This is a genomic window from Streptomyces sp. NPDC042201, from assembly GCF_055582185.1.
In genome coordinates this window covers 325,717-348,874 of sequence record NZ_JBVJDS010000005.1, presented here as the reverse complement: position 1 = coordinate 348,874, position 23,158 = coordinate 325,717, and the positions used below count along the sequence as shown (strand labels likewise).

The following is a 23,158-nucleotide window of genomic DNA, read 5'->3' as shown; positions in this document are numbered from 1 at the left end:
CAGGACACTCCTCCCGCACCCCTCAGTCCTGGCCGCCGATCGCCCGGCGCAGGCCCACGTTGCTCGTCAGGAGGCCGCCGTCGACCGGCAGGGTCGTGCCCGTGATCCAGGAGGCGTCGGGGGACGCCAGGAAGGCGACCGCGGCGGCGATGTCGTCCGGGGTGCCGACCCTGCCCATCGGGTAGTGGGCGGCCGCGCGGCCCAATTCGGCCTCGCGGCCCGTCCAGGCGTCCGTGTGGATCGTCCCCGGCGCGACGAGGTTGACGCGGACACCACGCGGCGCCGCGTGGCCCGCGAGGGTGCGGGTGAGGCTCGTCAGGCCCGCCTTGGCCGCGCTGTAGGCGTGGTTGCCGAAGTCCTGCTCGCCGTTGACCGAGCCGATCGTGACGATCGAGCCCCGGCCCGACGCCACCAGGTGCGGAAGCGCAGCGCGGGCGCAGCGGAAGGCGCCCGTCAGGGTGATGTCGAGATCACGCGCCCAGACCTCGTCCGGCTCGTCCTCGAAGAGCGGGGCGTCGGGCGCGCACGCGTAGGCGTTGTTGACCAGGACGTCGAGGGAGCCGAAGCACTCCACGGCATACGCCACCGCCGCCTCGACCGACGACCGGTCGGCCACGTCGCAGCCGAACGCCACCGCGCCAGGGATGGTCCCGGCCGCCGTCGCGGCCCGCTTCTCGTCCAGGTCGGTGACCAGGACGCGCGCTCCTTCGGCCGCCAGCCGACGGGCGGTCGCCGCGCCGATGCCCTGGCCCGCTCCGGTGATCAGTACGCCGTATCCGTCGAATCGCTGCATCCAGCGATCATGTCGCCGAGCGCACCGCCAACGCCAGAACCCGGCAGCCTCACAACCACGCGCGCACCGCCAACACCAGAACCCGGCAGCCTCACAACCACGCGCGCACCGCCAACACCAGAGCCCGGCGGCCTCACAACGACGAGCGCACCGCCCGCACCAGGGCCTGTGCCCGCGGGTCCGCCGTCACTCCCTTCCGCATCCCGTTCGTCACATACCCGAACGCGACCCCCGACTCCGGGTCGGCGAACCCCAGCGAGCCGCCGCGCCCCGGGTGGCCGAAGGAGCCCGGACCCAGCAGCGGCGCGGCCGGGCCGTGCAGCATGAAGCCGAGGCCGAAGCGGGTGGCGACGACCAGCACCCGGTCGGGGCCCGCCGACTCCTCCGTACGCGCCAGGGTGAGGGTCGCCGGGGCGAACAGCCGGTGGCCGTCCACCGGACCGATCATCGCGGCGTAGCAGCGGGCCAGCGCCCGGGCGGTCGAGATGCCCCCGGAGGCCGGGAGTTCGGCGGCGCGGTACGCCGGGTCGTTCTCGTCGGGACGCGGCTCGATCACCGCGAACGCGCGCCGGGTGAGCGACCGCGGGTCCTGGTACGCCTCCGAGACGGACCGCTTGGGCCGCAGCCTGAGCGCGCCCCCGCCGCCCGCCGGCTCCTCGACCGGCCCGATCCGCCCCACCCGGTGCGCTTCCTCGGCCGGCAGTCCGACCCAGAAGTCCAGGCCGAGCGGCCGGGCGATCTCCTCGGCGATCCACCGGCCGATGCTCCGCCCCGTCACCCGCTTGACCAGCTCGGCGATAAGCCAGCTGTAGGTGTGCGCGTGATAGCCGTGGTCGGTGCCCGGCTCCCAGACGGGCCGCTGAGCGGCGAGGGCCAGGGCGCCCGACGTGCCGTCGACGGCCTCCGCCGGGGTCAGTGGCCGGTCGAGGACGGGCACCCCGGCGCGGTGCGAGAGCAGATGCCGTACGAGCGCCCGCTCCTTGCCCGCGGCCTTGAACTCCGGCCAGTACGTGCCGACGGGCGCGTCGAGATCGATCTGTCCGCGCTGGTGCAGCAGCAGCGGTACGGCCGCGGTCACGCCCTTCGTCGCCGAGCGGACGACCTGCGCCGTGTCCAGGGCCCATGGCTCCAGGACCGTCGTCTCGTCCGCGTTCCGCGTGCCCGCCCAGAGGTCGACGACCTTGTACCCGTCCCGGTACACGGCGACCGCCGCGCCGCGTTCACCGAGATGCTCGAAGTTCCGTACGAATGCGTCCCTGACCGGCTCGAAGCCCGCCGCCACCGTCCCCTGGACGTCCACGCCCGCACTCCCGCCCGCCGGTACCGCCCGCGTCGCACCGCCCGCGCCGTACCGCTCATCGCCCGCCACGCCCCGGCGGCGCGACCCCTCTATGGTGCAACGTGCCCCGGCGACACGGAACGCGGGTCGAAACCGAACGGCAGCTCCAGCCGGTGCGCGCCCATCAGCTCCTCGTCGCCGAGGAGTTGCGAGGTGGGCCCGTCGGCCACGATGACGCCGTCGCTGAGGATCACCGCGCGCGGGCAGAGTTCGAGAGCGTACGGCAGATCGTGCGTGACCATCAGCACCGTGATGTCCAGCGACCGCAGGATGTCGGCCAGTTCACGGCGGGAGGCCGGGTCCAGGTTGGACGAGGGTTCGTCGAGGACGAGGATCTCCGGTTCCATCGCCAGGACGGTCGCCACGGCGACCCGGCGGCGCTGCCCGAAGGAGAGGTGGTGCGGCGGCCGGTTCGCGTACTCCGCCATCCCGACCTGGGTCAGCGCGGCGACGACCCGGGCCTCCAGCGCGGCGCCGCGCAGTCCGGAGGCGGCCGGGCCGAAGGCCACGTCCTCCCGCACCGTCGGCATGAACAGCTGGTCGTCCGGGTCCTGGAAGACGATGCCGACCCGGCGCCGGATCTCGGCGAGATTCCGCTTCGCCACGGGCAGCCCGGCGACCTCCACGGAGCCGGCCCCCGCGGTGAGGATGCCGTTGAGGTGCAGGACGAGCGTGGTCTTGCCGGCGCCGTTGGGGCCGAGCAGGGCCACCCGCTCACCGCGCCCGACGGTCAGATCGACGCCGAACAGCGCCTGGTGGCCGTCGGGATACGCGTACGCGAGGCCACTGACCTGGAGCGACGCCGGTACGGGAAGAGCGTTCATAGGGTCCAGCCAAGCAGACAGACGGCGAGCGCCGACAACGGGAGGGCGGCGGCGTACGACCACTGCGCCCGGGACGCGGTCACCTCGTCGATGACCGGCATGGTGCCCGCGTACCCCCGGCTCACCATCGCCAGATGCACGCGCTCACCCCGCTCGTAGGAGCGGATGAAGAGCGCGCCGGCGGACTTGGCCAGCACGCCCCAGTGCCGTACGCCCCGCGCCTCGAAGCCGCGCGAGCGCCGGGCGATCGACATCCGGCGCATCTCGTCGGTGATGACATCGCCGTACCGGATCATGAAGGACGCGATCTGGACCAGCAGGGGCGGCAGCCTGAGCCGCTGGAGTCCGAGCAGCAGGGAGCGCAGCTCGGTCGTGGAGGCGAGGATCACGGACGCGGCGACGCCGAGCGTGCCCTTCGCAAGGACGTTCCAGGCGCCCCAGAGGCCGGGAACGCTCAGCGACAGCCCCAGGAACTGGACTTGTTCGCCGGGGACCACGAACGGCATCAGGACGGCGAAGGCCACGAACGGGATCTCGATCAGCAGCCGTCGCAGCAGGAAGCCGGCCGGCACGCGGGCCACCACCGCGGCCGCCGCCAGCAGCACCGCGTACAGGCCGAAGGCCCAGATCGCCTCGCGCGGGGTGGAGACCACCACGACGACGAAGCAGAAGACGGCGGCGAGCTTGCAGTGCGGGGGCAGCTCATGGACCGGCGAGTGCCCGTGCCGGTAGAGCTTGTGAGCGTGGCCCGCGCCCATGTCAGGCCTTCCCGCCGACAGAGCCGGCGGATCCGGCGGGACCGGCGGGACCGGCCGGCAGGGAATTCCCGGACGTACGGCGGCGGCGCACCGCCCAGAACACGCCGCTGCCCACGGCGACCGTGGCGCCCACTCCGATCACACCCGCGACACCGCCGGCGAGCCGGGCGTTCGAGACGTCCTTGACGCCGTAGTCGGCGAGCGGCGAGTCGGCGGTGTGGTGCTCCTCGGTCTTCTTGTCGATGCCCTGGTCCGCGGCGACCTTCTCCAGGCCGTCGGGGTTGGCGGAGGCGTAGAAGGAGACGAAGCCGGCCAGCACGAGGGCCGTGACCAGGCCGGTCGCCCAGACCCGCCGGGTGGAGCGGGCGGCCACGGGCGAACCGGCCACCGGAGCGGCGGAGGGCGCGGGCCTGGCGTCGACCAGCTCGCCGCCGACGCGCAGCTTCAGCGGCGCGGTCAGCCCCCGGGCGCCGTACACCAGGTCGGGGCGTACGGCGATGACGGCGCCGACCGTCAGCGCGGTGATCACGGCCTCGCCGATACCGATCAGCACATGGACACCGACCATCGCGGTCAGCACCTTGCCGATCGGGATGTCCGTGGTCCCGCCGACGGCGTACAGGGCGGTGAAGGCGGCGGCCGCGGCCGGTACGGAGACCAGCGCGGCGATGAACGCGGAGACGGTCACCGAGCGGCGTGTCCGGGGCAGGACCTTGACCAGCCCGCGGAAGAGCGCGTACGCGACGACGGTCGTCACCAGCGCCATGACGGTGATGTTCACCCCGAGCGCGGTCAGCCCGCCGTCCGCGAAGAGGATGCCCTGCATCAGCAGGACGACCGAGACACAGAGCACGCCGGTGAAGGGGCCGACGAGTATCGCCGCCAGGGCTCCGCCCAGCAGATGGCCGCTGGTCCCGGCCGCGACGGGGAAGTTCAGCATCTGTACGGCGAAGATGAAGGCGGCGACCAGTCCGGCGAGCGGGGCGGTGCGCTCGTCCAGCTCGCGGCGCGCGCCGCGCAGGCTGACCGCGACACCACCCGCGGCGACGACGCCGGCGGCGGCCGAGACCGGCAGGTTGATGAATCCGTCGGGGACATGCATGGCGGGGCTCCGCTTCCTGCGGGGGACGGGGGACGGGGCGACGAGAACCGTCTGATGATAGGTCCCTCTTGCGAACAAGTTGCAAGAGCAGGTTGTATGCGGGCTGCCGGGACGGTGTTCACCAGATGAGACATCAGTGAACACGCGACTCAAGCGGCACCCTTTGTAGAACCTTTGTAGTATTGGGTGATGAATGTCCGATAAGAGATGGTTTGTGACGCACCTCAAACGGACTCCGCGCCGCAGCAGCCGCAGAGGAGCCAGCCGATGTCACCCGTCGTCGAGCAGCCCGCCAAGGCCCGTCTCATCACGGACGCACCCCACCACAAGGCCGTCACCGTCACCCTCCGCTACGACGGCGCCGATCCGCTCGCCATGCGCATCGTGTTCCCGCCCGAGGTATCCCTCGACCAGGGTGAGGTGGTCTGGGCGTTCGCCCGCGACCTCCTCGAATCGGGCCTGCGACTGCCGTCGGGCTACGGCGACGTCCAGGTCTGGCCCTGCGGCCGCGCCCAGACCGTGCTGGAGTTCCACTCGCGTGAAGGGGTGGCGATGGTGCAGTTCGACACCGCGCCGCTGCGCCGGTTCCTGAAGAGCACGTACGCGATGGTGCCGATCGGCGAGGAGCGGCACGACATAGAGGTCGAGACCGAGCTGAGCAAGCTGCTCCACAAGACCTGAACACATACAACGGCCCGGCCCCACACCCCCTTCGGGGCGCAGGACCGGGCGCGAAGCAGCGGCGTCAGACGCGTACGAGCTCACGCTCCGCGCCGGGACCGCCGTCCGGACCCCCGGCGCTGTCCGCGAGCAGCTTGCGCAGCGCCTCGCCCTCCACATCCACGTTGGGCAGCGCCCGGTCCAGCCAGCGCGGCAGCCACCAGGCCCGGTTGCCCAGCAGGGCGAGCACCGCGGGCACGATCGCCATCCGGACCACGAACGCGTCGAAGAACACCGCGATGGCGAGCCCGAAGCCGATCATCTTGATCATCGACTCGCCGGAGCCGATGAAGCCCGCGAAGACGGCGATCATGATCACCGCCGCGGCCGAGACCACCCGCGCGCCGTGCCGGAAGCCGGTGACGATCGCCTCGCCGGGCCGCTCACCATGGACGTACGCCTCCCTCATCCGGGTGACCAGGAAGACCTCGTAGTCCATGGCGAGACCGAAGACCACACCCACCATGAAGATCGGCATCATCGACATCACAGGACCGGTCTGCTCGACGCCGAGCAGGCCCCCGAGCCAGCCCCACTGGAAGACCGCGACGACCGCGCCCAGGGCCGCGACCACCGAGAGCAGGAAGCCGAGAGCCGCCTTGAGCGGCACCAGCACGGACCGGAAGACCACCATCAGCAGGAGAAACGCCAGGCCGACGACGAGCGCGAGATAGGGCAGCAGCGCGTCGTTCATCTTCTGCGAGAAGTCGATGTTCATCGCCGTGGCACCGGTGACCAGCACCTCGGCCCCGCTGTCCGCCGTGATCTCCCCGCCCGTGTCCCGGATGGAGTGGACCAGCTCCTCGGTCTTGACCGAAGAGGGACGGTCCTTGGGGATCACCGTGATCGTCGCGGTGTCGCCCGCCTTGTTGAGGGTGGACGGAGTCACGACCGCGACGCCGTCCATCTTCCGTACGGTGTCGGAGACCCGCGTGGCCGCCGCCTTGGCGTTGTCGTTGGCCTTGCCGTCGACCACCACCACCAGCGGCCCGTTGAAGCCGGGCCCGAAACCGTCGGAGAGCAGGTCGTACGCCTTGCGCTGGCTGGTGCTGGTCGGCTGCGAGCCGTCGTCGGGCAGGCCCAGCTCCAGCGAGGCGGCCGGGATCGCGATGGCCCCGAGGCCGACGACACCCGCGATCAGCACGGCGACCGGGCGGCGCAGCACGAAGCGCGCCCAGCGGGTGCCCATGTTGGGCTTCTCCGCCGCCTCCGCGCCGGACTCCATCGCCTCACGGGCCTTGCGGCCATGCACCCGCTTGCCCGCGAAGCCCAGCATCGCCGGGATGAGGGTGAGCGCGATGAGGACGGCGATCACGACCGTACCGGCGGCGGCGAAGCCCATCTTGCTGAGCATCGGGATATTGACGACCGCCAGGCCGACCAGCGCGATCACGACGGTCAGACCGGCGAAGACCACCGCGGACCCGGCCGTTCCGACGGCCCGTCCCGCCGCCTCCTCGCGCTCCCGTCCCTCGGCCAGCTCGGCCCGGTAGCGGGAGACGATGAACAGCGCGTAGTCGATCCCGACCGCGAGGCCGATCATCATCGCCAGGATGGACGTGGTGGATCCCAGGTCCAGGACGCTGGCGAGCGCGGTGATCGTGGAGACACCGACGCCGACCCCGATGAGCGCGGTCAGCAGGGGCAGCCCCGCCGCGATCAGCGACCCGAAGGTGATGACGAGCACGACCGCCGCGACGGCCACCCCGATGATCTCGGTGGATCCCGTCTCCGGGGCGGCCTGGAGCGCGTCTCCGCCGATCTCCACCGCCAGCCCCTGGCCCCGCGCGTCGGCGCCGGTCTCCTGGAGCGCCTCACGCGTCGCCTCGGTCAGCTCCATCGAGCTGACCTTGTACGAGACCTGGATATACGCCGTCGAGCCGTTCTTCGAGACCGCCTTCGCGGTGTACGGATCGGTCACCGAGGCGACCTGGTCCGACCCGGCCGACAGCTCGTCCACGATCCCGCGGACCTCGGCCTTGTGGCCGGCGTCGGTCATCTTCTCGCCCGCGGGCGCCTTGAAGACGACCCGGGCGGTCGCTCCATCGGCACGCGCCCCGGGGAAGCGCTGTTCGAGCAGGTCGAAGGCCTTCTGGGCCTCCGTCCCCGGAATGGAGAAGGAGCTTGAGGTAGCAGTGGACGCGGAGGCCGCTCCCACCCCGGCGAGCGCCAGCAGCGCCACCCACACCAGGGCGACATAGCGGCGGCGCCGGAAGGCGAACCGTCCGAGCTTGTAGAGAAACGTGGCCACGAGGGCGTACTCCCGGTCTATGGAGGAACAGGGCATGGGGAGCCGGCCCGACGGCGAGAGCGGAACGCGTCAGGTAGTGCGGGGTGCTGCTGGGGACGGTCAGACGCCGAGGGCGGGGAGCACCACGGCGTCGAGGTACGAAACGAGGAAGCTCCGGTCGACCGGCCGGTCCTCGATCAGCTGGCGGGCGATGAACGCGCCGATCAGCATGTGCGGGACATACCCCAGCGCGGGGTTGTCCGCGGGGATCTCGCCCCGGTCCACGGCACGCCGCAGCAGTTCTCCGAGTCCGGTGAGCTCCGGCTCGACGAGCAGCTCGCGCAACGCCTGGTGGAGATCGGGGTTGTCGTGAACGGCATGGAACAGGCCCCGCATCAGCGCGGAGTCCTTCTCCATCTGACAGTCGTCGCTGCGCGCCACCATCTCGTGGAAGTCGCCACGCAGCGAACCGGTGTCGATCCGCTCGAGAGCGACCGGCTTGTTGTTACGCAGCGCACGAGCGACCAGCTCGGGCTTGCTCCCCCACTGGCGGTAGAGGGTGGCCTTGCTGGAGTGGGTACGGGCGGCGATGGCATCCATGGTCAGGGCGTCGTAACCGACCTCGCGCAGCAGATCGAGCACGGCGGCGTACAGCTCGGCTTCGCGCTCCGGCGTAAGCCTGCTGCGTGCCATGCCCAACCTCCCGAACGAAACGGTTTCGTACAGTACGAAGATAACCCGGCCCCCACCGAAACGAACCCGTTTCGCTTGTGTCCTGCGCCACTTTCGCGCGGGCCCGGTCCGCGCCGGGTGCGGGTGGGTGTGTCCGGCGCGGGTTGTCGCCGGTGGTCGTGCAGGGGGTGTGTCCTGGACTGCATGATTTACGGCGCGTGCGGACCGGATGTCGGGTGACCGGTTGTCGTGCGCCACAAATCACGCTCTACGTCCTGGACACACCCCCTACACGCCCCCCTTCACCGCCCGCCACAGACTCCACAGCCCCAGGCCCCAGCTCGTCGGGTCGGGGCCACCGGCGGGAGGGGGGTGGGGGCGCAGGAGGTGGGTGTCCGGACGTAGAGCGTGATTTGTGGCGCACCACAGGCCGCACCGTTCATCCGGCCCGCACGGCGCCGTAAATCATGCAGTCCGGACACGCACCTCCGGAGCCCCCGGCCCCCGCACCACGACGAACGGCCCCGCACCCCCACCCCCGCCGGACGGCGAACCGCACCAAAGAACCGCTCCCCCAGAGGCGCTGTCCGTTCAAAACGGGCAGCATTGTGGGGTGAGTGACGACGTTGCGTATCTCCGCTTCCCGCACCTTCACGACGACTTGCTGTGCTTCGCCGCCGAGGACGACCTCTGGGTCGCACCCCTCGTTCCGGCCGGGCACCGGCCCGGACGAGCCTGGCGGGTGACCGTCGACCGCACCCGCGTCGGCCACCCCCGCTTCTCGCCCGACGGCCGTCACATCGCCTATACGACCTGGCGCAGCCTCGACCCCGAGATCCACCTCGCCCCCGTGGACGGCGGCCCCGCCCGCCGGCTCAGCTACTGGGGCTCCACCGACACCCGCGTCTGCGGCTGGACACCCCCCGACCCCGACGGCACCGCGCAGATCCTCGCCGTCTCCTCGCACAGCCAGCCCTTCTCCTACTTCTCCTGGGCCTACACCGTCCCCACCGACGGCTCCCCCGGCGCCAAGCTGCCCTGGGGCCCGGTGACCGACCTCGCCGTCGCGGACATCGACGGCGAGCACCGCACGCTCCTGCTCACCGGCAAGCCACCGCACGAGCCCGCCGCCTGGAAGCGGTACCGGGGCGGGGCGATGGGCCGGCTGTGGCTGCACGGCGAGCGGCTGCTCGCGGACCTCGGCGGCCATCTGGACTGCCCGATGTTCGTCGACGGACGCATCGCGTTCCTCTCCGACCACGAGGGCGTCGGCAATCTCTACTCCTGCCTGCCCGACGGCACCGATCTGCGCCGCCACACCGACCACGACGCCTTCTACGCCCGCCACGCCTCCTCCGACGGGCGCCGGGTCGTCTACCAGTGCGCGGGCGATCTCTGGCTGGTCGACGCGCTGACCCCCGACTCGGTGCCGCGCAAGCTGGACGTACGGCTCGGCGGCCCCCGCACCGGACGGCGCGGCTACCAGGTCCCGGCCGCCGGCCATCTCGCCGGGATCTCGGTGGACACGACGGGCCGGGCGAGCGCCGTCTCCGTACGCGGCAGCCTGTACTGGCTCACCCACCGCGACGGCCCGGCCCGCACGATCGCGGACACCCCGGGCGTCCGGGTCCGGTCCCCCGAGATGCTCGGCAGCGGCGGCCAGGTCGCGTACGTCACCGACGCGGACGGCGAGGACGCGATCGAGATCGCGTATCTGCCCCGGGCGAGCGGCGACCGCGCGCCACGGCGGCTGGCCTCCGGACAGCTGGGCCGGGTACTGGAAATGGTCGCGGACCCGGACGGCGAGCGAATAGCCATCGCCTCGCACGACGGCAGGCTGCTGCTCATAGACGTCCCGGAGGAACCCACGGAAGAGTCCGCGGAAGAGCCCACGGACGAGACCGCAGACGGGACCACGGACGAGACCGCGAGCGAGACCACGGAGGCCGCCAAGACCGCCGCCGCCGAACCCGACCAGCCCACCGAACCCCCCGAACCCACCGAACTCATCCGGTCCATCAACGGCCCCGTGACCGACCTCGCCTTCTCCCCCGACGGCGACTGGCTCACCTGGTCCCACCCTGGCATCGGCCGCTCGCTCCGCCAGATCAAGCTGGCCAAGATCGCCGGAAGTTTCGCCCGTACGATCGTCGACGTCACCAACGGCCGCTTCGAGGACGAGAATCCGGTGTTCACCAGCGACGGCCGCTACCTCGCGTTCCTGTCCTGGCGCGGCTTCGACCCCGTGTACGACGTGCACACCGGCGACCTCTCCTTCCCCCTGGGCTGCCGCCCCTATCTCGTACCGCTGTCCTCCGCGACCCCGTCCCCCTTCGCGCTCTCCCCGGACGGCAGGCCCGCCGCCGGCGGACTCGACCCCGCCGTCAGCGACTCGGGCGACGGGACGGTCATGGTCGAGGTCGAGGGCCTGGCGGACCGGGTCACCCCGTTCCCCGTCACCGCGTCCAAGTACTCGGCGCTGCACCCGGTCAGCGGCGGCGGTCTGGTCTGGCTGCGCTGGCCGATCTCGGGCGCGCTCGGCGAGACCTTCGCCAATCCCGCGGACATGTCGGGACGGCCGACCCTCGAACACTTCGACATCACGAAGGCCCGCAAGAGTGAACTGGTCGGCCATCTGGACTGGTTCGCGCCGAGCGGTGACGGCACCAGGCTCGTGGTCGTGGACGACGGCGAGCTGCGCGCGGTGCCCGCCACCGAGTCCGGGGACAGCGACTCGACCGTCTATCTGGATCTGCGCCGGATCCTGCACGACGTCGACCCCGAGGCCGAGTGGCGTCAGGCGTACGAGGAGGCGGGCCGCATCATCCGCTCCTTCTTCTGGGAGCCGGACCTGTGCGGCATCGACTGGGACGGCGTCCTCGACCAGTACCGTCCGCTGGTCGAACGCGTCGCCTCCCCCGACGAGTTCGCGGATCTGCTGCGCGAGGTCCTCGGCGAGCTGGGCACCTCCCACGCGTATGTCACCCCGGCCCGCCGCAACGAGGGCCCGCCGCACTACCAGCGCGCGATGGGCCTGCTCGGCGCCAATCTGGTCTGCCGGGACGGCGAGTGGATGATCAAGCGGATCCTGCCCGGCGACTCCTCCGACTCCAAGGCCCGTTCCCCGCTGGCCGGTACGGGGATCCGCGCGGGCGCGGTCCTCACCCATGTCGACGGGCGGCCGGTCGATCCGGTGGCCGGCCCCTATCCGCTGCTGGCCGCCGCCGGCGGCACCACGGTCGAGCTGACCTTCCGGCCCGCCGGCCGCGAGGGCCCCTTCCGCCGCGTCGCGATCGTCCCGCTCATCGACGAACGGCCGCTGCGCTACCAGGACTGGGTGGCCAAACGCCGTGAGGTCGTACGGAAGATCAGCGGCGGCAGGTGCGGCTATCTGCACATCCCCGACCTGGGCGGCTCCGGCTGGGCCCAGTTCAACCGGGATGTGCGCCTGGAGGTCTCCCGCCCGGCGCTGATCGTGGATGTACGGGGCAACGCGGGCGGTCATATCAGCGAGCTGGTCGTGGAGAAGCTCAGCCGCCGGATCATCGGCTGGGACCTCACGCGCAACGCCCAGCCCGTCTCGTACGCCTCCAACGCGCCGCGCGGCCCGGTGGTCGCGCTCGCCGACGAGGCCACCTCCTCCGACGGCGACATGATCACCGCCGCCTTCCGGCTGCTCAAGCTGGGGCCGGTGGTCGGCCAGCGCACCTGGGGCGGCGTGGTCGGCATCACCGGACGGCACCGGCTCGGCGACGGGACGGTGATCACGGTGCCGATGAACGCGGCCTGGTTCGACGCGTACGGCTGGTCCGTCGAGAACCACGGCGTGGCACCGGACATCGAGGCCCTGCGCACTCCGCTCGACTGGGCGGAGGGCCGGCACGCCCAGCTCGACGACGCGGTGTGGGTGGCGCTGGATCTGCTGGCCGCGCACGCGGCGTCGACCCCGCCGGGGTACGGAGCGGTCCCGGACCTGCGCCGCCCCGCTCTGCCGCCCCGCACGACCGACTGAGCCCATACGGACCGACTGAGCCCATAACCGACTGAGCGCATACGGGAGGCGCACCCGGCGGACCGGGTGCGCCTCTCGCACGCGTCAGAAGCTCAGAACGCCGGGATCAGATCCCGACTCAAACGTCGAAGTGGTCGTCCATCTCGTCGTGGGCGTTCTGCGTCTTCCGCTGCGCCTGGTCGCGGCCGTCCTGCGCGCGGTCCTTGGACTGCGAGCCCGACTGTGAGCCGCGGCCGGACTGGCCGGACTGGCCCTGCCCGTGCTGTCCGGGCTGCTGGGTCCGGTCCGACTGCGGCGACTGCCCCGACTGGGGGCGCTGCGACTGACCGGAACGCTGGGCCTGCTTGGCCTGCTCGTCCTGCCTGTCCTTGTCGCTCACCTGCGACTTCGCTCGGTCTCCGAGCTGCTGTGCCTTGTCCTTGAACTGGTCGGAAATTCCCATGGAAACTCGCTCCTGAAAGGAAGGGGGTGTGGGGATGGGCCCCAATGGGTGGGGCCTCGACCAGACTTACACGCCCCGACATTCCGCGCATTTCGATCAGTTACGCTGCGTGCGCTCCTGCTCGTCAGCGGCCCCGCCCGCGCCCACAAGCCCTTTCCGCACCCCCGCCAGACGGGGTTCGAAGCGCCGCATCTCACGCTGCCCGACGGCGGCGACGATCCCCGGCAGATATCCCCGTACGGACTGCATCCCGCGCAGCCACCACTGGGCGTACACATGCGCGGAGCGCCGCTCGATCCCGGCGACGATGCGGTCCACGGCGGGGCCGAGCGGATACGTACGGTTCGACGGCCACGGCAGCCGCTGCCGCAGCTCCCGCATCACCTCGTCCTGGTCGGCGCCGCGCACCATGTCGGTGTCCGTCCAGGACAGATAGCCGACGCCCACCCGCACGCCCTGGTGGCCGACCTCGGAGCGCAGGCTGTGCGCGAAGGCCTCGACGCCGGACTTGGACGCGCAGTACGCGGTCATCATCGGCGCCGGGGTGATCGCGGCCAGCGACGCGATCTGCAGGAAGTAGCCGCGGCTCGCCGTCAGGGCGGGCAGGAACGCCCGCGCCGTCACCGCGCCACCGATCAGATTGACCTCGATGACCCGGCGCCACGCGTCGGGGTCGGAGTCCGCGAACGGCCCGCCGGACGCCACACCCGCGTTGGCGACGACGATGTCCACCCGGCCGAAGCGCTCCTTGACCTCCGCCGCCACCCGCGCCATCGCCGCGTGGTCGGTGACATCCGCGTACCAGTGGTCGCACTCGGAGTGCAGCCGGGCCGCGACCCGCTTCAGCTCCTCCGCCTCCAGGCCGACGAGCGCCACCTTGGCACCGCGCGCGGAGAGCTTGCGGGCCAGCAGTTCGCCGACGCCGCGCGCCGCGCCCGTGACGACCGCGACCTGTCCGTCCAGGCCGCGCGTTCCCTTCCCGCTCATGCCGCGTCCTCCTTCGTGCTCACGTACGTGGCGACCAGCCCGCGGATCGTCGCGGTGACGGTCTCCGGAGCCTCCACCGGTGTCATGTGCCCGATCCCGGGGAGTTCGGTGAGCCCGGTGCAGTCGGGCAGCGCGGCGGCCAGCGCCGCCGCCTGGACCGGCGGCGTCAGCCGGTCGGCGGTCCCCACGACCACGGCGGTGGGCACCCTCAACTCCCTTACGCCCGGGTCGAGATCGAGCTCGCCGAGGACATGCGACCAGGCCACCCGGGAGACCCGGGGACAGGCGTGCACGATCCGGGCGCACTCCGCGACCCGCTCCGGCGCGGCGCCGGGGCCCATCGTCCCGTAGCGCAGGATCCGCTTCGACAGCCCGGTGACCGGCCCGAGCGGGGCGCGCGACCCGAGCACCAGCCTGGTCAGCCAGGTCCGTACGCGCCCGGCCCGCATCGGCAGCACCAGCGACTCGGCGACCAGCCGCGAACTGCCCGTGCTGCACAGCAGCGCGGCGGCCGTGTGCTCCCGGAAGGCGGGCCGCCGCGCGGCGGCCATGATCGTCATGCCGCCCATGGAGTGCCCGGCGAGTACGGCCCGCTCCCCCGGCTCCAGCGTCGCGGCGAGCACCGCCTCCAGGTCGTCGGCGAGGGCGTCGGTGGTGTAGCCGTCACGTGTCGGCAACGGCGAACGGCCGTGCCCCCGCTGGTCGTAGACGATCACGCGGTGGTCGGCCGCGAGGTCCTCGATCTGAGCCGCCCAGAAGCGGATCGAGCAGGTCCAGCCGTGCGCGAGGACGACTGCGGGCCGACCCTCGGAGCCGTACACCTCGATATGGATACGCGAACCGTCGGCGGAGACGGCGGTCAGCTCACGGCCCTGGGGCGCCCGGTTCATCGGACGGCCTCCTTCTCCGTGGTCTGCTCGGGCTCCGTGGTCTGCTCGGGCCCGGCGGCCGCTGTCGTCTGCTCCGGCCCGGCGGTCTCGGTCGTCCGCTCGGGCCCCGCGGCGCGGATCACCTCGTACTCCGCGAGGTCCACCTCCCGCGTGGCCCGCCGGAACTCGGTCGTCGTCCCCGGCCAGATGGTGGTGTTGCGGCCGTTGTGGTCCAGATACCAGCTGGTGCAGCCGCCGGTGTTCCACACGGTCCGCTTCATGCGCTCCTGCACCCGGTGGTTCCAGGCGCGCACGGCCGACGGGCGGGCGCCCAGCGCCGCGTGGCCCCCCAGGGCGTCCAACTGCCGCAGATAGCCGGCCATGTAGTTCAGCTGGGACTCGATCATCAGGATCATCGAGGAGTTCCCGAGACCGGTGTTGGGACCGATGATCGTCATCCAGTTGGGGAAGCCGGCCGCGGTCGCGCCGCGCAGCGACTCCATCCCGTCCTTCCACGCCTCGGCGAGCGTGATCCCGTCGGCGCCCACCACCCGCTCGGCGATCGGCATGTCCGTCACATGGAAGCCCGTCCCGAAGACGACCGCGTCGGCCTCGGTCTCCGTACCGTCCGCCGCGACCAGCGTCGAGCCGCGCACCTCCGCCAGACCCGAGGCGACCAGGTCCACATTGGGCCGCGCGAGCGCCGGGTAGTACGCGCTGGAGAGCAGGATCCGCTTGCAGCCGATGCGGTACGACGGCGTCAGCTTGGCCCGCAGCGCCGGGTCCTTGATCGCCTTCTTCATATTGGCCTTGGCGAGCGACTCCACCAGCCCGAGCTGGTTCGGCCGCTTGGTGAACGCCTGGACCTGCAACTCCCTGATGCCCCAGAGCAGTCTGCGCCGCGCGGCCCCGGTGAACGGCAGCGTCCGGTGCAGCCGCCGCTCGGCCCCCGAGATCGCCCGGTCCGCGCGCGGCATCACCCACGGCGGCGTCCGCTGGAAGACCGTCAGCCGCGCCACCTCCGGCTGGATCGCCGGCACGATCTGGATCGCGGACGCACCCGTGCCGATCATGGCGACGCGCTTGCCGCGCAGGTCGTAGTCGTGGTCCCAGCGCGCCGAGTGGAACACCTTTCCGGGGAACTCCGCGAGGCCGGGTATCTCCGGGATCCTGGGGTCCGACAGCGGCCCGGCCGCGGAGACCACCACATCGGCGCTCAGCGCGCCCTGCGAGGTCTCGATCTCCCAGCGCAGCGCGTCGCTGTCCCAGCGCATCAGCCGCACCTCGTGGTTGAGCCGCACATGCGGCCGCAGCCCGAAGGTGTCCGCGACGTGCTCCAGATACGCCCTGATGTGCGGCTGCCCGGAAAAGGTGCGCGGCCAGTCGGGGTTGGGCGCGAACGAGAACGAGTAGAGATGCGAGGGCACATCACACGCGCACCCCGGATAGCTGTTGTCCCGCCAGGTCCCGCCGACCGAGTCCGCCCGCTCCAGGACGACGAAGTCGGTGATCCCCTCGCGACGCAGCCGCACCGCCGCCCCGAGGCCACCGAATCCGGATCCGATCACCGCCACGCGTACGTGCTGGCCCATACCGCCTCCTGCCACCGGACATCCACGAACCGCGCCAGCGTTCACTGGCACAGTGGGGAGCGTAGGGCAGCGCCGTACTCATGGGTAGGGGTCGGACGCATCAAGTTACCGCCGGTACACGACATAGGCTGGCCGATATGGCAGAAGGTCGCGAACACCGCGAGTACCGCATGGAGGAGCTGGCCCGGGAGGCGGGCATCACCGTGCGCACCGTGCGTTTCTACCGCGAGCGCGGCCTGATCCCGCCACCGCGCCGCGAGGGCCGGATCGCCTGGTACGGCGACCACCACCTGGCCAGGCTCCGTACGATCGCGGCCCTGCTGGAGCGCGGTCACACGCTCAACGGCATCGCCGACCTCGCCACCGCCTTCGAGAGCGGGCGGGACGTCGGCGAGGTCCTCGGCCTGGGCGAGCCGACCGAGGAGACCCCGGTCCGGCTCTCCCCCGAGGAACTGGCCGACTACTTCGAGGGCGAGGTCACCCCGGAGAACCTCGCGGCCGCCCTCGACCTCGGCTATCTCGCGGTCGACGGCGAAGAACTCGTCCACATCAGCCGCCGCCTGCTGGACGTGTCGGCGGCCCTGGTCCGCGAGGGTGTCCCCCTCGCCGCGGTCCTCGAAACCGGCCGCCGGGTCCGCGCCCACGCGGACGCCCTGGCCGAACTCTTCGCCACGGTCCTGCACACCCACGCCGACCCGCTGGTCGAGGCGAAACTCCGCCCGCTGGCGAAGAGCGTGGTCGAAGCGGAGCTCTCCATGGCCCTGGACCGCCACCTCCGCCCCGACCAGGACTGATCAGCCGATCAGCGCCCGCTTCTCGCGGTGACGATCCAGACGGCCCCGGGAATGCGGACACCGTCCGCGGTCTCGAACTCCACGAGCGCGTCCTGCACTTCGGCACGGATACGGGCGACGGTCGCCGGCTCGACCTCGCGCAGGTTGTGGCGCGTCGGGCCCATGGAGAAGAGGAAGCCGACGGCGTCGCCCGCGTCGGCGCCCAACGTCATGGGCGCCTCCACCGGGGCTACGTCGATGTCGGTGAACCCGGCGGCGGCGAGCACCTGGCGGATGCGCGCGGGTTCCATGAGCGACCCCATACCCCTGGCGGCGGGGGACGCCTCGCGCAGGAACGGCGAGAGTGCGGCGGTCGCCCGGGCGAAGGCGCTGTCCGGACCCGCGGGCTGCGGGCCGAGGAACGCGAGCCGGCCGGCCGGCACGAGCGCGCGCCCGAGATGGGTGAAAGCCGGCGGGGCGGCGTATGCCGACGCGGTGTCGGCGTACGCCGCCCTGGGGCGGGACACGCTGCGGGAGGCGGCCCGCGCGGTCATGGCGGTTACTTCGGGTCGCGGTTGAACTGCGCCGTCGACCAGCGGTAGCCGAGCGCGGTCAGGCCCAGGCACCAGACGACCGCGAGCCACCCGTTGTGGCCGATCTCGCTGCCGAGCAACAGCCCACGCAGGGTCTCGATGGCCGGCGTGAACGGCTGGTACTCGGCGATCGGCTGGAACCAGCCCGGCATCGTCTCGACCGGGATGAAGGCGCTGGAGAGGAGCGGCAGCAGGATCATCGGCGTCGCGTTGTTGCTGGCGGCCTCGGCGTTCGGGCTGATCAGGCCCATGCCGACCGCGATCCAGGTGAGCGCCATGGCAAAGAGCACGAGCAGCCCGAACGCCGCCAGCCACTCCAGGGCGGTTGCGTCCGTGGATCTGAAGCCGATGGCCACGCCGACGGCCCCGACAAGGACCACGCTCATCACGCACTGCAACACGCTGCCGACGACATGCCCGACGAGCACCGAGCCGCGGTGGATCGCCAGCGTACGGAAGCGGGCGATGATGCCCTCGGTCATGTCCATGGAGACGGACACCGCCGTCCCGACGACGGTGCCGCCGATGGTCATCAGCAGGATGCCCGGGACGATATAGGCGATGTACGCGGAGCGGTCCGCGCCGCCGCCACCGATGCCCGCGCTCATCACATCGCCGAAGATGTAGACGAAGAGCAACAGCAGCATGATCGGGGTGAGCAGCAGATTCAGGGTCAGGGACGGGTAGCGCCGGGCGTGCAGCAGGTTGCGGCGCAGCATCGTGTTCGAGTCGCGGACGGCGAGGGAGAGCGCGCTCATCGGACAGTCTCCTTGGGCTGGTTGGGGATGTTGGAGTCGCCGGTCAGGGCGAAGAACACGTCGTCGAGGTCGGGTGTGTGCACGGTCAGCTCGTCCGCCTCGATGTCGGCGGCGTCCAGCCAGTCGAGGATGGAGCGCAGCTCGCGCTGGCTGCCACCGCTGGGAATCTGCAACGACAGCGCCTCGTCATCCCTGGTGACCTCCCGCAGGGCGACGGCGGCGGACCGGTACGCGGCCGGGTCGGCGAACCGCAGCCGTACATGCCCGCCCGGGATAAGCCGCTTGAGTTCCTCCGCGGTGCCTTCGGCGGCGATCTTGCCGTCGTTGAGGACCGCGATACGGTCGGCGAGCTCGTCGGCCTCCTCCAAGTACTGAGTGGTGAGGAAGACGGTCACGCCGTCGGAGACCAGCTCGCGGATGATGCCCCACATGTTGTGGCGGCTGCGCGGGTCCAGGCCGGTGGTCGGCTCGTCGAGGAAGATGATCCGCGGGTTGCCGACCAGCGTCATGGCGAGGTCGAGACGACGTTTCATGCCGCCCGAGTACGTGGAGGCGGGCTTCCTCGCAGCCTCCGTCAGGTCGAAGCGCTCCAGCAGCTCGGCGGCGGTACGGCGGCCCTCGCCACGCGAGAGGTGATGCAGGTCCGCCATGAGAAGCATGTTCTCCTCGCCGGTGATCAGACCGTCGACAGCGGAGAACTGCCCGGTGACACCGATCGCGGCGCGTACCGCCTGGGGGTCGGTGGCCAGGTCGTGGCCACCCACGCGGATGTCGCCGGAGCCGGGATCCGCGGTGACGAGGGTGGAGAGGATCTTCACGGCGGTGGTCTTGCCGGCGCCGTTCGGGCCGAGCAGAGCGAAGACAGTGCCTGTCGGGATGCGCAGGTCGATCCCGTCGAGGACCAGCTTGTCCCCGTAGGACTTGCGCAGGCCGACGGTGGAGACGGCAACGGACATAGGCATGGGCATGGGCATGACAGATGAAGCCATGGGGCTCTCCCGATCGAAGGCCGGAATGAAGTGAAAGCCGTAATGGACTGAAAGCCGGAATGGAGTGAAAGGCTGACTCTCAGGCGCGGGCGCGGCGGACGTCGATGTTGCCCCAGCGGGTCCGGGCGCGGACCTCGACCGTGTCCTCGGTCTTCTCCGGCGGCTCGGAGGCGTCGAGCGCGTTGCGCACCTGCCCGTGGCCGGAGCTGACGTCGAGCCAGGCGGCGGTGCCCTCGCGGATGCCGATGTCGATGGCGCCGTAGGCGGTCTCCAACTGGACGGTGCCACGGGCGACTTCGGCGACGCGCAGGGTGCCGTGGGCGGTGGTGGCGACGACCGAGCTCTCGGCGCGCTCGATGTCGATGTCGCCGTTGGCGCCACTCACCCGCAGGTCGCCGGTCGCGGCGCCGACGGTCGTGGTGCCGTGCGAGTTCTTCAGGACGGCGGGACCGTCGACGGTCCCGACGCGCAGGCTGCCGGAGCTGGTGGTGATCTCGGCCATGCCCTCGACCCGCTCGACGGTGATCGAGCCGTGGGAGGCGGTCAGCTGGAGCGGCCCGGTCGTGTCGAGGCGGACGTCGCCGGACGAGGTCTTCACGCGGACCTCGCCGAGCCGGCCCTCGCCGAGCACCTGGGCCCAGGCGCCGGTCATGTCGACGCGCGAGCCCGTGGGCAGTTCGACCGTCACGTCGACGGTGCCGGTGCGCCCGAGGGGATTGCGCTGCTTGGGCGTCCTGACATTCAGGACGCCGCTCGCGTAGGTGACCTCGGTCTGGTCGGCCGACCGTACGTCCTGGTCCCGCTTCGGGTCGCGGGGCCGCACCTCGACGACCGTGTCGAGGCGGTCGCCCGCGGTGAACTGGATGGAACCGGCGTGCACGTGGGCGTTGACCGAGATCGGCTGGGGAGTGTCGAAAGAAGGCATGGCTGTCCCGTCCTCTTGGGTGTTGGTGGCGTCTCCGCTGGTGGGACGTGGTGTGGGTGAAGTCGTTCCGAGGGGCTGGTCAGTGCACCCAGCCCGTGAAGCTCTGGCCGATGGACTTGGTCTTCTCGGGGGTACGGGGGGTGGCGGCGCCGCCCGTGTCGACCGCGGCCGACACGACGCGTACGAGCCATGCGTTGACCGACAGGCCCTCGCGGCTCGCGGCCTCCTCGGCGCGGGTCTTGAGGTGGGCGGGCAGGCGCAGATTGACGCGGGCGGTGCCGCCCTCGTCCGTGTCGGCGGGAACCGGGGCCGGTGCGGGCGCCGGTGCGTCGAGCGGTTCGGTCCGGTCCTCGTACTGCGGCAGCACCACCACGAAGTCGGGGTCGAGGCCCCGCAGTCGTACGTCGACCGAGCCGGGGGCGAGTTCACGGGTGATCTCGTCCATGGCGGCGGACAGCACATTGAGCAGGGTCAGGCGGGCGGCCGACTCCAGCGGCGCGGTCAGCCGCTCGGCGAGCGCGCGGGCTTCGTCACCCCCGGCTTCGGCGGCCACCGCCAGTTCCCTGCGGAGTGTTTCGACATACGGCGTGAGGTCCATGACGCAATAGTGGCACCACTATGGCGCCATTGGCAAGTACGAAGGCGCTATGCGTGGCGCGGGGTGGGGGTCCGGGGTGACGGATCGTCCCGTTATTGCAGGTCAGGAGCGAGCAAGGGGCGGGCGGGCGTACGGCGCCAAGGTGTCGCGGGGTGGCGTCACAATAGGGCCAGCCGGGCGCCATCTCACCCGATCGAAGGTCACCCGCGACAAGCTCTCAGGCTGCCAACGCGGCGCGGAGGAAATCGCGCAGTTCGTCGTCGCCGATGTCCGCCGCGTCCTGGGGGCGCAGCCGGATTGGTTGCCTTCCCGCTGAGAAGCTCCGGGTGGCGGGAGGAAAAACCGGCGTCCCGGTCCGCGCCCCACCCGTAGATCGAGACCCCGTGCCGCCAGACCCCGACATGCAGCTTGCGCCCGCCGACTCGATAGGTCGGCATCCCGTACGACAGCACCGGGCCCGCCTCGGGACAAGCCTCCAGAATCAGCCGCTCCACCCGGTCGAACAGCGGCCGGTGCTCGGATCCGATCCCGTCGATGTACTTCTGCACGTCAGCGTCCATACGCCCCATCCTGACCACACACCACCCCGAGCGCCCGCGAAGGAACGCCGCGCGGGCCTTACGGTTCCGATATGACGCGCGATCATTCCCCGGCGCCCCGCCCCGGCCGAGAGGGGCTGGGGCGGGTGCTTATCGAGACGTGTGCGATGTCGTCGGACTGGGCTCCGACCTTCGCGGCCGTGGACCGGGCCGCCTTCCTGCCCGGCCTCGTGTGGCCGTTCGACATGGAACGCGGTACGAGCGTCACCGTGGACCGGGCCGCCGACCCCGGCGCCTGGTATGCCGCAGCCGACAGCAACCTCCCCATCGTCACGCAGTGGGACGACGGCAAGCACAGCGGCACCGAGCCGGGGAGGGTGTCCACCAGCTCCTCGTCCATGCCCTCCGTCGTGTACGCGATGCTGCGGACCTTGGCCCTGGACGACGGAATGCGGGTGCTCGACGTCGGCACCGGCACCGGCGAGACGGCCGGGGCGCTGTTCCACCGGTGCGGACCCGGACGCGTGACCACGATCGAGGTGGACCGCTCGGTGTCGGAGCGGGCCCGCGAGCGGCTGACCACGGCCGGGCTGCACCCGCAGGTCGTGGTGGGCGACGGACGCGACGGCTATGCGGCCGCCGCACCCTACGACCGCGTCCTGGCCACCGTCGGAGTCCGGGAGATCCCGGGTACGTGGATCAGCCAGACCCGTCCCGGCGGCCTCATCGTCGCCCCGTGGGGCACGCACTACTCCCACGCCGACGCCGTGGCCCGCCTGGTCGTGGGCGACGGGGAAGCGTCAGGGCACTTCACCCGCCCCGTGGAGTTCATGAAGCTGCGCGCACAGCGGCTGTCCCTCCCCGGCCACGGGGAGTACGTCCCGCCGGAGGGGATGGCCCGCGCCGATACGTCCACCACCACCGTGACCGAAGCCGGGTTCGTCACCGGGAAGTACACCGCCGTCCCGTTCGCCCTGGGGCTCCGCGTACGGGACTGCGCCAAGGCCGACCACGTCACGCAGCTTCGACTCGAAGCTCGGGTCTGTGGACAGCTTGAAGATCTCCACCTTCCCATCGGCGGTACTCTCCCGAAATGCGACCCCTTCGGTACTCCATCAACGTCACATTGGACGGGTGCTGCGATCACCGTGCGATCCCCGCGGACGAAGACTTGCATCGTCACCACGTCGGGAACCTCGACCAGGCCGATGCGCTTCTCTTTGGCCGGGTGACCTACGAAATGATGGAGGAAGCGTGGCGGCCGCCGGCGCCGTCGGGAGCGAGACCTGACTGGATGGAACCCTTCGCCCAGACGATCAACGCGGCAAAGAAATACGTCGTGTCGAGCACCCTGGAGCGGGTCGACTGGAACGCGGAACTCGTGCGCGGGGATCTGGCCAAGGCCGTTCAGCAGCTCAAGCGGGAGCCGGGCAAGGGACTGTTCGTAGGAGGAGTGAAGCTCCCGCTGGCGTTGACGGAACTGGGATTGATCGATGAGTACGAGTTCGTGGTGCAGCCCAGGCTCGCGGGCCACGGGCCGGCGTTGTTCGCGGGGCTGTCGAAGCATGTCGACTTGAAGCCCGTGAGCCGGGTGGAGTTCGGCTCGGGGGCGGTGGCGATGCGGTACGAGCCGAGAAGGTAGC

At 71.3% G+C, this 23,158-nt stretch carries 22 protein-coding genes; 5 read left to right on the top strand and 17 right to left on the bottom strand.

Annotation, left to right across the window (positions count from 1 at the left end; genetic code table 11):
- Positions 1-22: 22 nt before the first annotated feature.
- The 5 genes from ACZ6MZ_RS15185 to ACZ6MZ_RS15165 all read right to left on the bottom strand — a co-directional run bounded on the left by ACZ6MZ_RS15185 (position 23) and on the right by ACZ6MZ_RS15165 (position 4,816).
- Complete coding sequence (locus ACZ6MZ_RS15185; protein WP_469352170.1) at positions 23-793, bottom strand: SDR family NAD(P)-dependent oxidoreductase; 771 nt, start codon at positions 791-793, stop codon at positions 23-25.
- Between the two features lie 133 nt (positions 794-926).
- Positions 927-2,093: a serine hydrolase domain-containing protein gene (locus tag ACZ6MZ_RS15180; RefSeq protein WP_389944383.1), complete on the bottom strand. Its 1,167-nt coding sequence runs from the start codon at positions 2,091-2,093 to the stop codon at positions 927-929.
- A gap of 89 nt (positions 2,094-2,182) precedes the next feature.
- Entirely contained in the window at positions 2,183-2,956 is a 774-nt protein-coding gene (locus tag ACZ6MZ_RS15175) for an energy-coupling factor ABC transporter ATP-binding protein (protein ID WP_384187787.1), read from the bottom strand.
- Entirely contained in the window at positions 2,953-3,714 is a 762-nt protein-coding gene (gene cbiQ / locus ACZ6MZ_RS15170; RefSeq protein ID WP_389787597.1) for a cobalt ECF transporter T component CbiQ, read from the bottom strand. The genes ACZ6MZ_RS15175 and cbiQ overlap by 4 nt, the downstream gene beginning before the upstream one ends.
- 1 nt (position 3,715) lies before the next feature.
- Entirely contained in the window at positions 3,716-4,816 is a 1,101-nt protein-coding gene (locus tag ACZ6MZ_RS15165) for an energy-coupling factor ABC transporter permease (protein WP_469352167.1), read from the bottom strand.
- A gap of 267 nt (positions 4,817-5,083) precedes the next feature.
- On the opposite strand from ACZ6MZ_RS15165, the gene ssgD reads away from it, so the two are divergent.
- On the top strand, positions 5,084-5,497 hold the full coding sequence (gene ssgD, locus ACZ6MZ_RS15160) for a spore wall synthesis regulator SsgD (protein ID WP_389787600.1): 414 nt from the start codon (positions 5,084-5,086) through the stop codon (positions 5,495-5,497).
- Positions 5,498-5,561: 64 nt separating this feature from the next.
- Here ssgD and ACZ6MZ_RS15155 read toward each other — a convergent pair whose 3' ends face one another.
- Together ACZ6MZ_RS15155 and ACZ6MZ_RS15150 are read right to left on the bottom strand one after the other, a co-directional pair.
- The gene (locus ACZ6MZ_RS15155; protein ID WP_469352165.1) at positions 5,562-7,787 is read right to left on the bottom strand and encodes an MMPL family transporter; all 2,226 of its coding nucleotides are present in this window, start codon (positions 7,785-7,787) and stop codon (positions 5,562-5,564) included.
- Positions 7,788-7,886: 99 nt separating this feature from the next.
- Entirely contained in the window at positions 7,887-8,459 is a 573-nt protein-coding gene (locus ACZ6MZ_RS15150) for a TetR/AcrR family transcriptional regulator (RefSeq protein WP_389787606.1), read from the bottom strand.
- A gap of 592 nt (positions 8,460-9,051) precedes the next feature.
- On the opposite strand from ACZ6MZ_RS15150, the gene ACZ6MZ_RS15145 reads away from it, so the two are divergent.
- Positions 9,052-12,450, top strand: coding sequence for a S41 family peptidase (locus ACZ6MZ_RS15145; protein WP_469352162.1), 3,399 nt, complete (start codon positions 9,052-9,054; stop codon positions 12,448-12,450).
- A gap of 118 nt (positions 12,451-12,568) precedes the next feature.
- Here the strand turns inward: ACZ6MZ_RS15145 and ACZ6MZ_RS15140 are convergent, their stop codons facing one another.
- The 4 genes from ACZ6MZ_RS15140 to ACZ6MZ_RS15125 form a co-directional block, all read right to left on the bottom strand.
- Positions 12,569-12,892, bottom strand: a complete 324-nt coding sequence (locus tag ACZ6MZ_RS15140; RefSeq protein WP_384187807.1) for a hypothetical protein — start codon at positions 12,890-12,892, stop codon at positions 12,569-12,571.
- A 96-nt stretch (positions 12,893-12,988) separates the two neighbouring features.
- Positions 12,989-13,879 carry an SDR family oxidoreductase gene (locus ACZ6MZ_RS15135; protein ID WP_469352161.1) on the bottom strand — a complete coding sequence of 297 codons (891 nt, stop codon included), beginning with the start codon at positions 13,877-13,879 and terminating at the stop codon, positions 12,989-12,991.
- Positions 13,876-14,769 carry an alpha/beta fold hydrolase gene (locus ACZ6MZ_RS15130; RefSeq protein ID WP_469352159.1) on the bottom strand — a complete coding sequence of 298 codons (894 nt, stop codon included), beginning with the start codon at positions 14,767-14,769 and terminating at the stop codon, positions 13,876-13,878. Before ACZ6MZ_RS15130 ends, ACZ6MZ_RS15135 begins: the two co-directional genes overlap by 4 nt.
- Positions 14,766-16,340 (bottom strand): flavin-containing monooxygenase, encoded by a 1,575-nt coding sequence (locus ACZ6MZ_RS15125; protein WP_469352158.1) that lies wholly within the window; start codon positions 16,338-16,340, stop codon positions 14,766-14,768. The genes ACZ6MZ_RS15130 and ACZ6MZ_RS15125 overlap by 4 nt, the downstream gene beginning before the upstream one ends.
- A gap of 170 nt (positions 16,341-16,510) precedes the next feature.
- Here ACZ6MZ_RS15125 and ACZ6MZ_RS15120 point away from each other — a divergent pair, with 170 nt between their 5' ends.
- A complete protein-coding gene (locus ACZ6MZ_RS15120; protein ID WP_469352362.1) occupies positions 16,511-17,134 on the top strand; it encodes a MerR family transcriptional regulator in 624 nt (207 codons plus the stop codon).
- 8 nt (positions 17,135-17,142) lie between these two features.
- Here ACZ6MZ_RS15120 and ACZ6MZ_RS15115 read toward each other — a convergent pair whose 3' ends face one another.
- From ACZ6MZ_RS15115 to ACZ6MZ_RS15090, 6 genes are all read right to left on the bottom strand, one after another.
- Complete coding sequence (locus ACZ6MZ_RS15115) at positions 17,143-17,667, bottom strand: hypothetical protein (protein ID WP_469352156.1); 525 nt, start codon at positions 17,665-17,667, stop codon at positions 17,143-17,145.
- Positions 17,668-17,672: 5 nt separating this feature from the next.
- Complete coding sequence (locus ACZ6MZ_RS15110) at positions 17,673-18,464, bottom strand: ABC transporter permease (RefSeq protein ID WP_469352154.1); 792 nt, start codon at positions 18,462-18,464, stop codon at positions 17,673-17,675.
- The gene (locus tag ACZ6MZ_RS15105; RefSeq protein ID WP_469352153.1) at positions 18,461-19,426 is read right to left on the bottom strand and encodes an ATP-binding cassette domain-containing protein; all 966 of its coding nucleotides are present in this window, start codon (positions 19,424-19,426) and stop codon (positions 18,461-18,463) included. Before ACZ6MZ_RS15105 ends, ACZ6MZ_RS15110 begins: the two co-directional genes overlap by 4 nt.
- A gap of 106 nt (positions 19,427-19,532) precedes the next feature.
- Positions 19,533-20,378, bottom strand: coding sequence for a DUF4097 family beta strand repeat-containing protein (locus ACZ6MZ_RS15100; protein ID WP_469352151.1), 846 nt, complete (start codon positions 20,376-20,378; stop codon positions 19,533-19,535).
- A gap of 79 nt (positions 20,379-20,457) precedes the next feature.
- The gene (locus ACZ6MZ_RS15095; RefSeq protein WP_469352150.1) at positions 20,458-20,976 is read right to left on the bottom strand and encodes a hypothetical protein; all 519 of its coding nucleotides are present in this window, start codon (positions 20,974-20,976) and stop codon (positions 20,458-20,460) included.
- A gap of 200 nt (positions 20,977-21,176) precedes the next feature.
- Positions 21,177-21,536, bottom strand: coding sequence for a DUF1801 domain-containing protein (locus tag ACZ6MZ_RS15090; protein ID WP_469352148.1), 360 nt, complete (start codon positions 21,534-21,536; stop codon positions 21,177-21,179).
- A 71-nt stretch (positions 21,537-21,607) separates the two neighbouring features.
- On the opposite strand from ACZ6MZ_RS15090, the gene ACZ6MZ_RS15085 reads away from it, so the two are divergent.
- Together ACZ6MZ_RS15085 and ACZ6MZ_RS15080 are read left to right on the top strand one after the other, a co-directional pair.
- Positions 21,608-22,747, top strand: coding sequence for a methyltransferase domain-containing protein (locus tag ACZ6MZ_RS15085; RefSeq protein WP_469352147.1), 1,140 nt, complete (start codon positions 21,608-21,610; stop codon positions 22,745-22,747).
- Positions 22,642-23,157 carry a dihydrofolate reductase family protein gene (locus tag ACZ6MZ_RS15080; RefSeq protein WP_469352145.1) on the top strand — a complete coding sequence of 172 codons (516 nt, stop codon included), beginning with the start codon at positions 22,642-22,644 and terminating at the stop codon, positions 23,155-23,157. Before ACZ6MZ_RS15085 ends, ACZ6MZ_RS15080 begins: the two co-directional genes overlap by 106 nt.
- Position 23,158: the final 1 nt, after the last annotated feature.

Excerpts from the sequence above, each read along its gene's own strand:
- ACZ6MZ_RS15140 (WP_384187807.1), bottom strand. The coding sequence starts at position 12,892 with ATGGGAATTTCCGACCAGTTCAAGGACAAGGCACAGCAGCTCGGAGAC.
- ACZ6MZ_RS15135 (WP_469352161.1), bottom strand. The coding sequence starts at position 13,879 with ATGAGCGGGAAGGGAACGCGCGGCCTGGACGGACAGGTCGCGGTCGTC.
- ACZ6MZ_RS15105 (WP_469352153.1), bottom strand. The coding sequence starts at position 19,426 with ATGCCTATGTCCGTTGCCGTCTCCACCGTCGGCCTGCGCAAGTCCTAC.
- ACZ6MZ_RS15100 (WP_469352151.1), bottom strand. The coding sequence starts at position 20,378 with ATGCCTTCTTTCGACACTCCCCAGCCGATCTCGGTCAACGCCCACGTG.
- ACZ6MZ_RS15185 (WP_469352170.1), bottom strand. The coding sequence starts at position 793 with ATGCAGCGATTCGACGGATACGGCGTACTGATCACCGGAGCGGGCCAG.
- ACZ6MZ_RS15085 (WP_469352147.1), top strand. The coding sequence starts at position 21,608 with ATGACGCGCGATCATTCCCCGGCGCCCCGCCCCGGCCGAGAGGGGCTG.
- ACZ6MZ_RS15090 (WP_469352148.1), bottom strand. The coding sequence starts at position 21,536 with ATGGACGCTGACGTGCAGAAGTACATCGACGGGATCGGATCCGAGCAC.
- ACZ6MZ_RS15095 (WP_469352150.1), bottom strand. The coding sequence starts at position 20,976 with ATGGACCTCACGCCGTATGTCGAAACACTCCGCAGGGAACTGGCGGTG.
- ACZ6MZ_RS15150 (WP_389787606.1), bottom strand. The coding sequence starts at position 8,459 with ATGGCACGCAGCAGGCTTACGCCGGAGCGCGAAGCCGAGCTGTACGCC.
- ACZ6MZ_RS15130 (WP_469352159.1), bottom strand. The coding sequence starts at position 14,769 with ATGAACCGGGCGCCCCAGGGCCGTGAGCTGACCGCCGTCTCCGCCGAC.
- ACZ6MZ_RS15165 (WP_469352167.1), bottom strand. The coding sequence starts at position 4,816 with ATGCATGTCCCCGACGGATTCATCAACCTGCCGGTCTCGGCCGCCGCC.
- ACZ6MZ_RS15175 (WP_384187787.1), bottom strand. The coding sequence starts at position 2,956 with ATGAACGCTCTTCCCGTACCGGCGTCGCTCCAGGTCAGTGGCCTCGCG.
- ssgD (WP_389787600.1), top strand. The coding sequence starts at position 5,084 with ATGTCACCCGTCGTCGAGCAGCCCGCCAAGGCCCGTCTCATCACGGAC.
- ACZ6MZ_RS15125 (WP_469352158.1), bottom strand. The coding sequence starts at position 16,340 with ATGGGCCAGCACGTACGCGTGGCGGTGATCGGATCCGGATTCGGTGGC.
- ACZ6MZ_RS15120 (WP_469352362.1), top strand. The coding sequence starts at position 16,511 with ATGGAGGAGCTGGCCCGGGAGGCGGGCATCACCGTGCGCACCGTGCGT.
- ACZ6MZ_RS15115 (WP_469352156.1), bottom strand. The coding sequence starts at position 17,667 with ATGACCGCGCGGGCCGCCTCCCGCAGCGTGTCCCGCCCCAGGGCGGCG.
- cbiQ (WP_389787597.1), bottom strand. The coding sequence starts at position 3,714 with ATGGGCGCGGGCCACGCTCACAAGCTCTACCGGCACGGGCACTCGCCG.
- ACZ6MZ_RS15110 (WP_469352154.1), bottom strand. The coding sequence starts at position 18,464 with ATGAGCGCGCTCTCCCTCGCCGTCCGCGACTCGAACACGATGCTGCGC.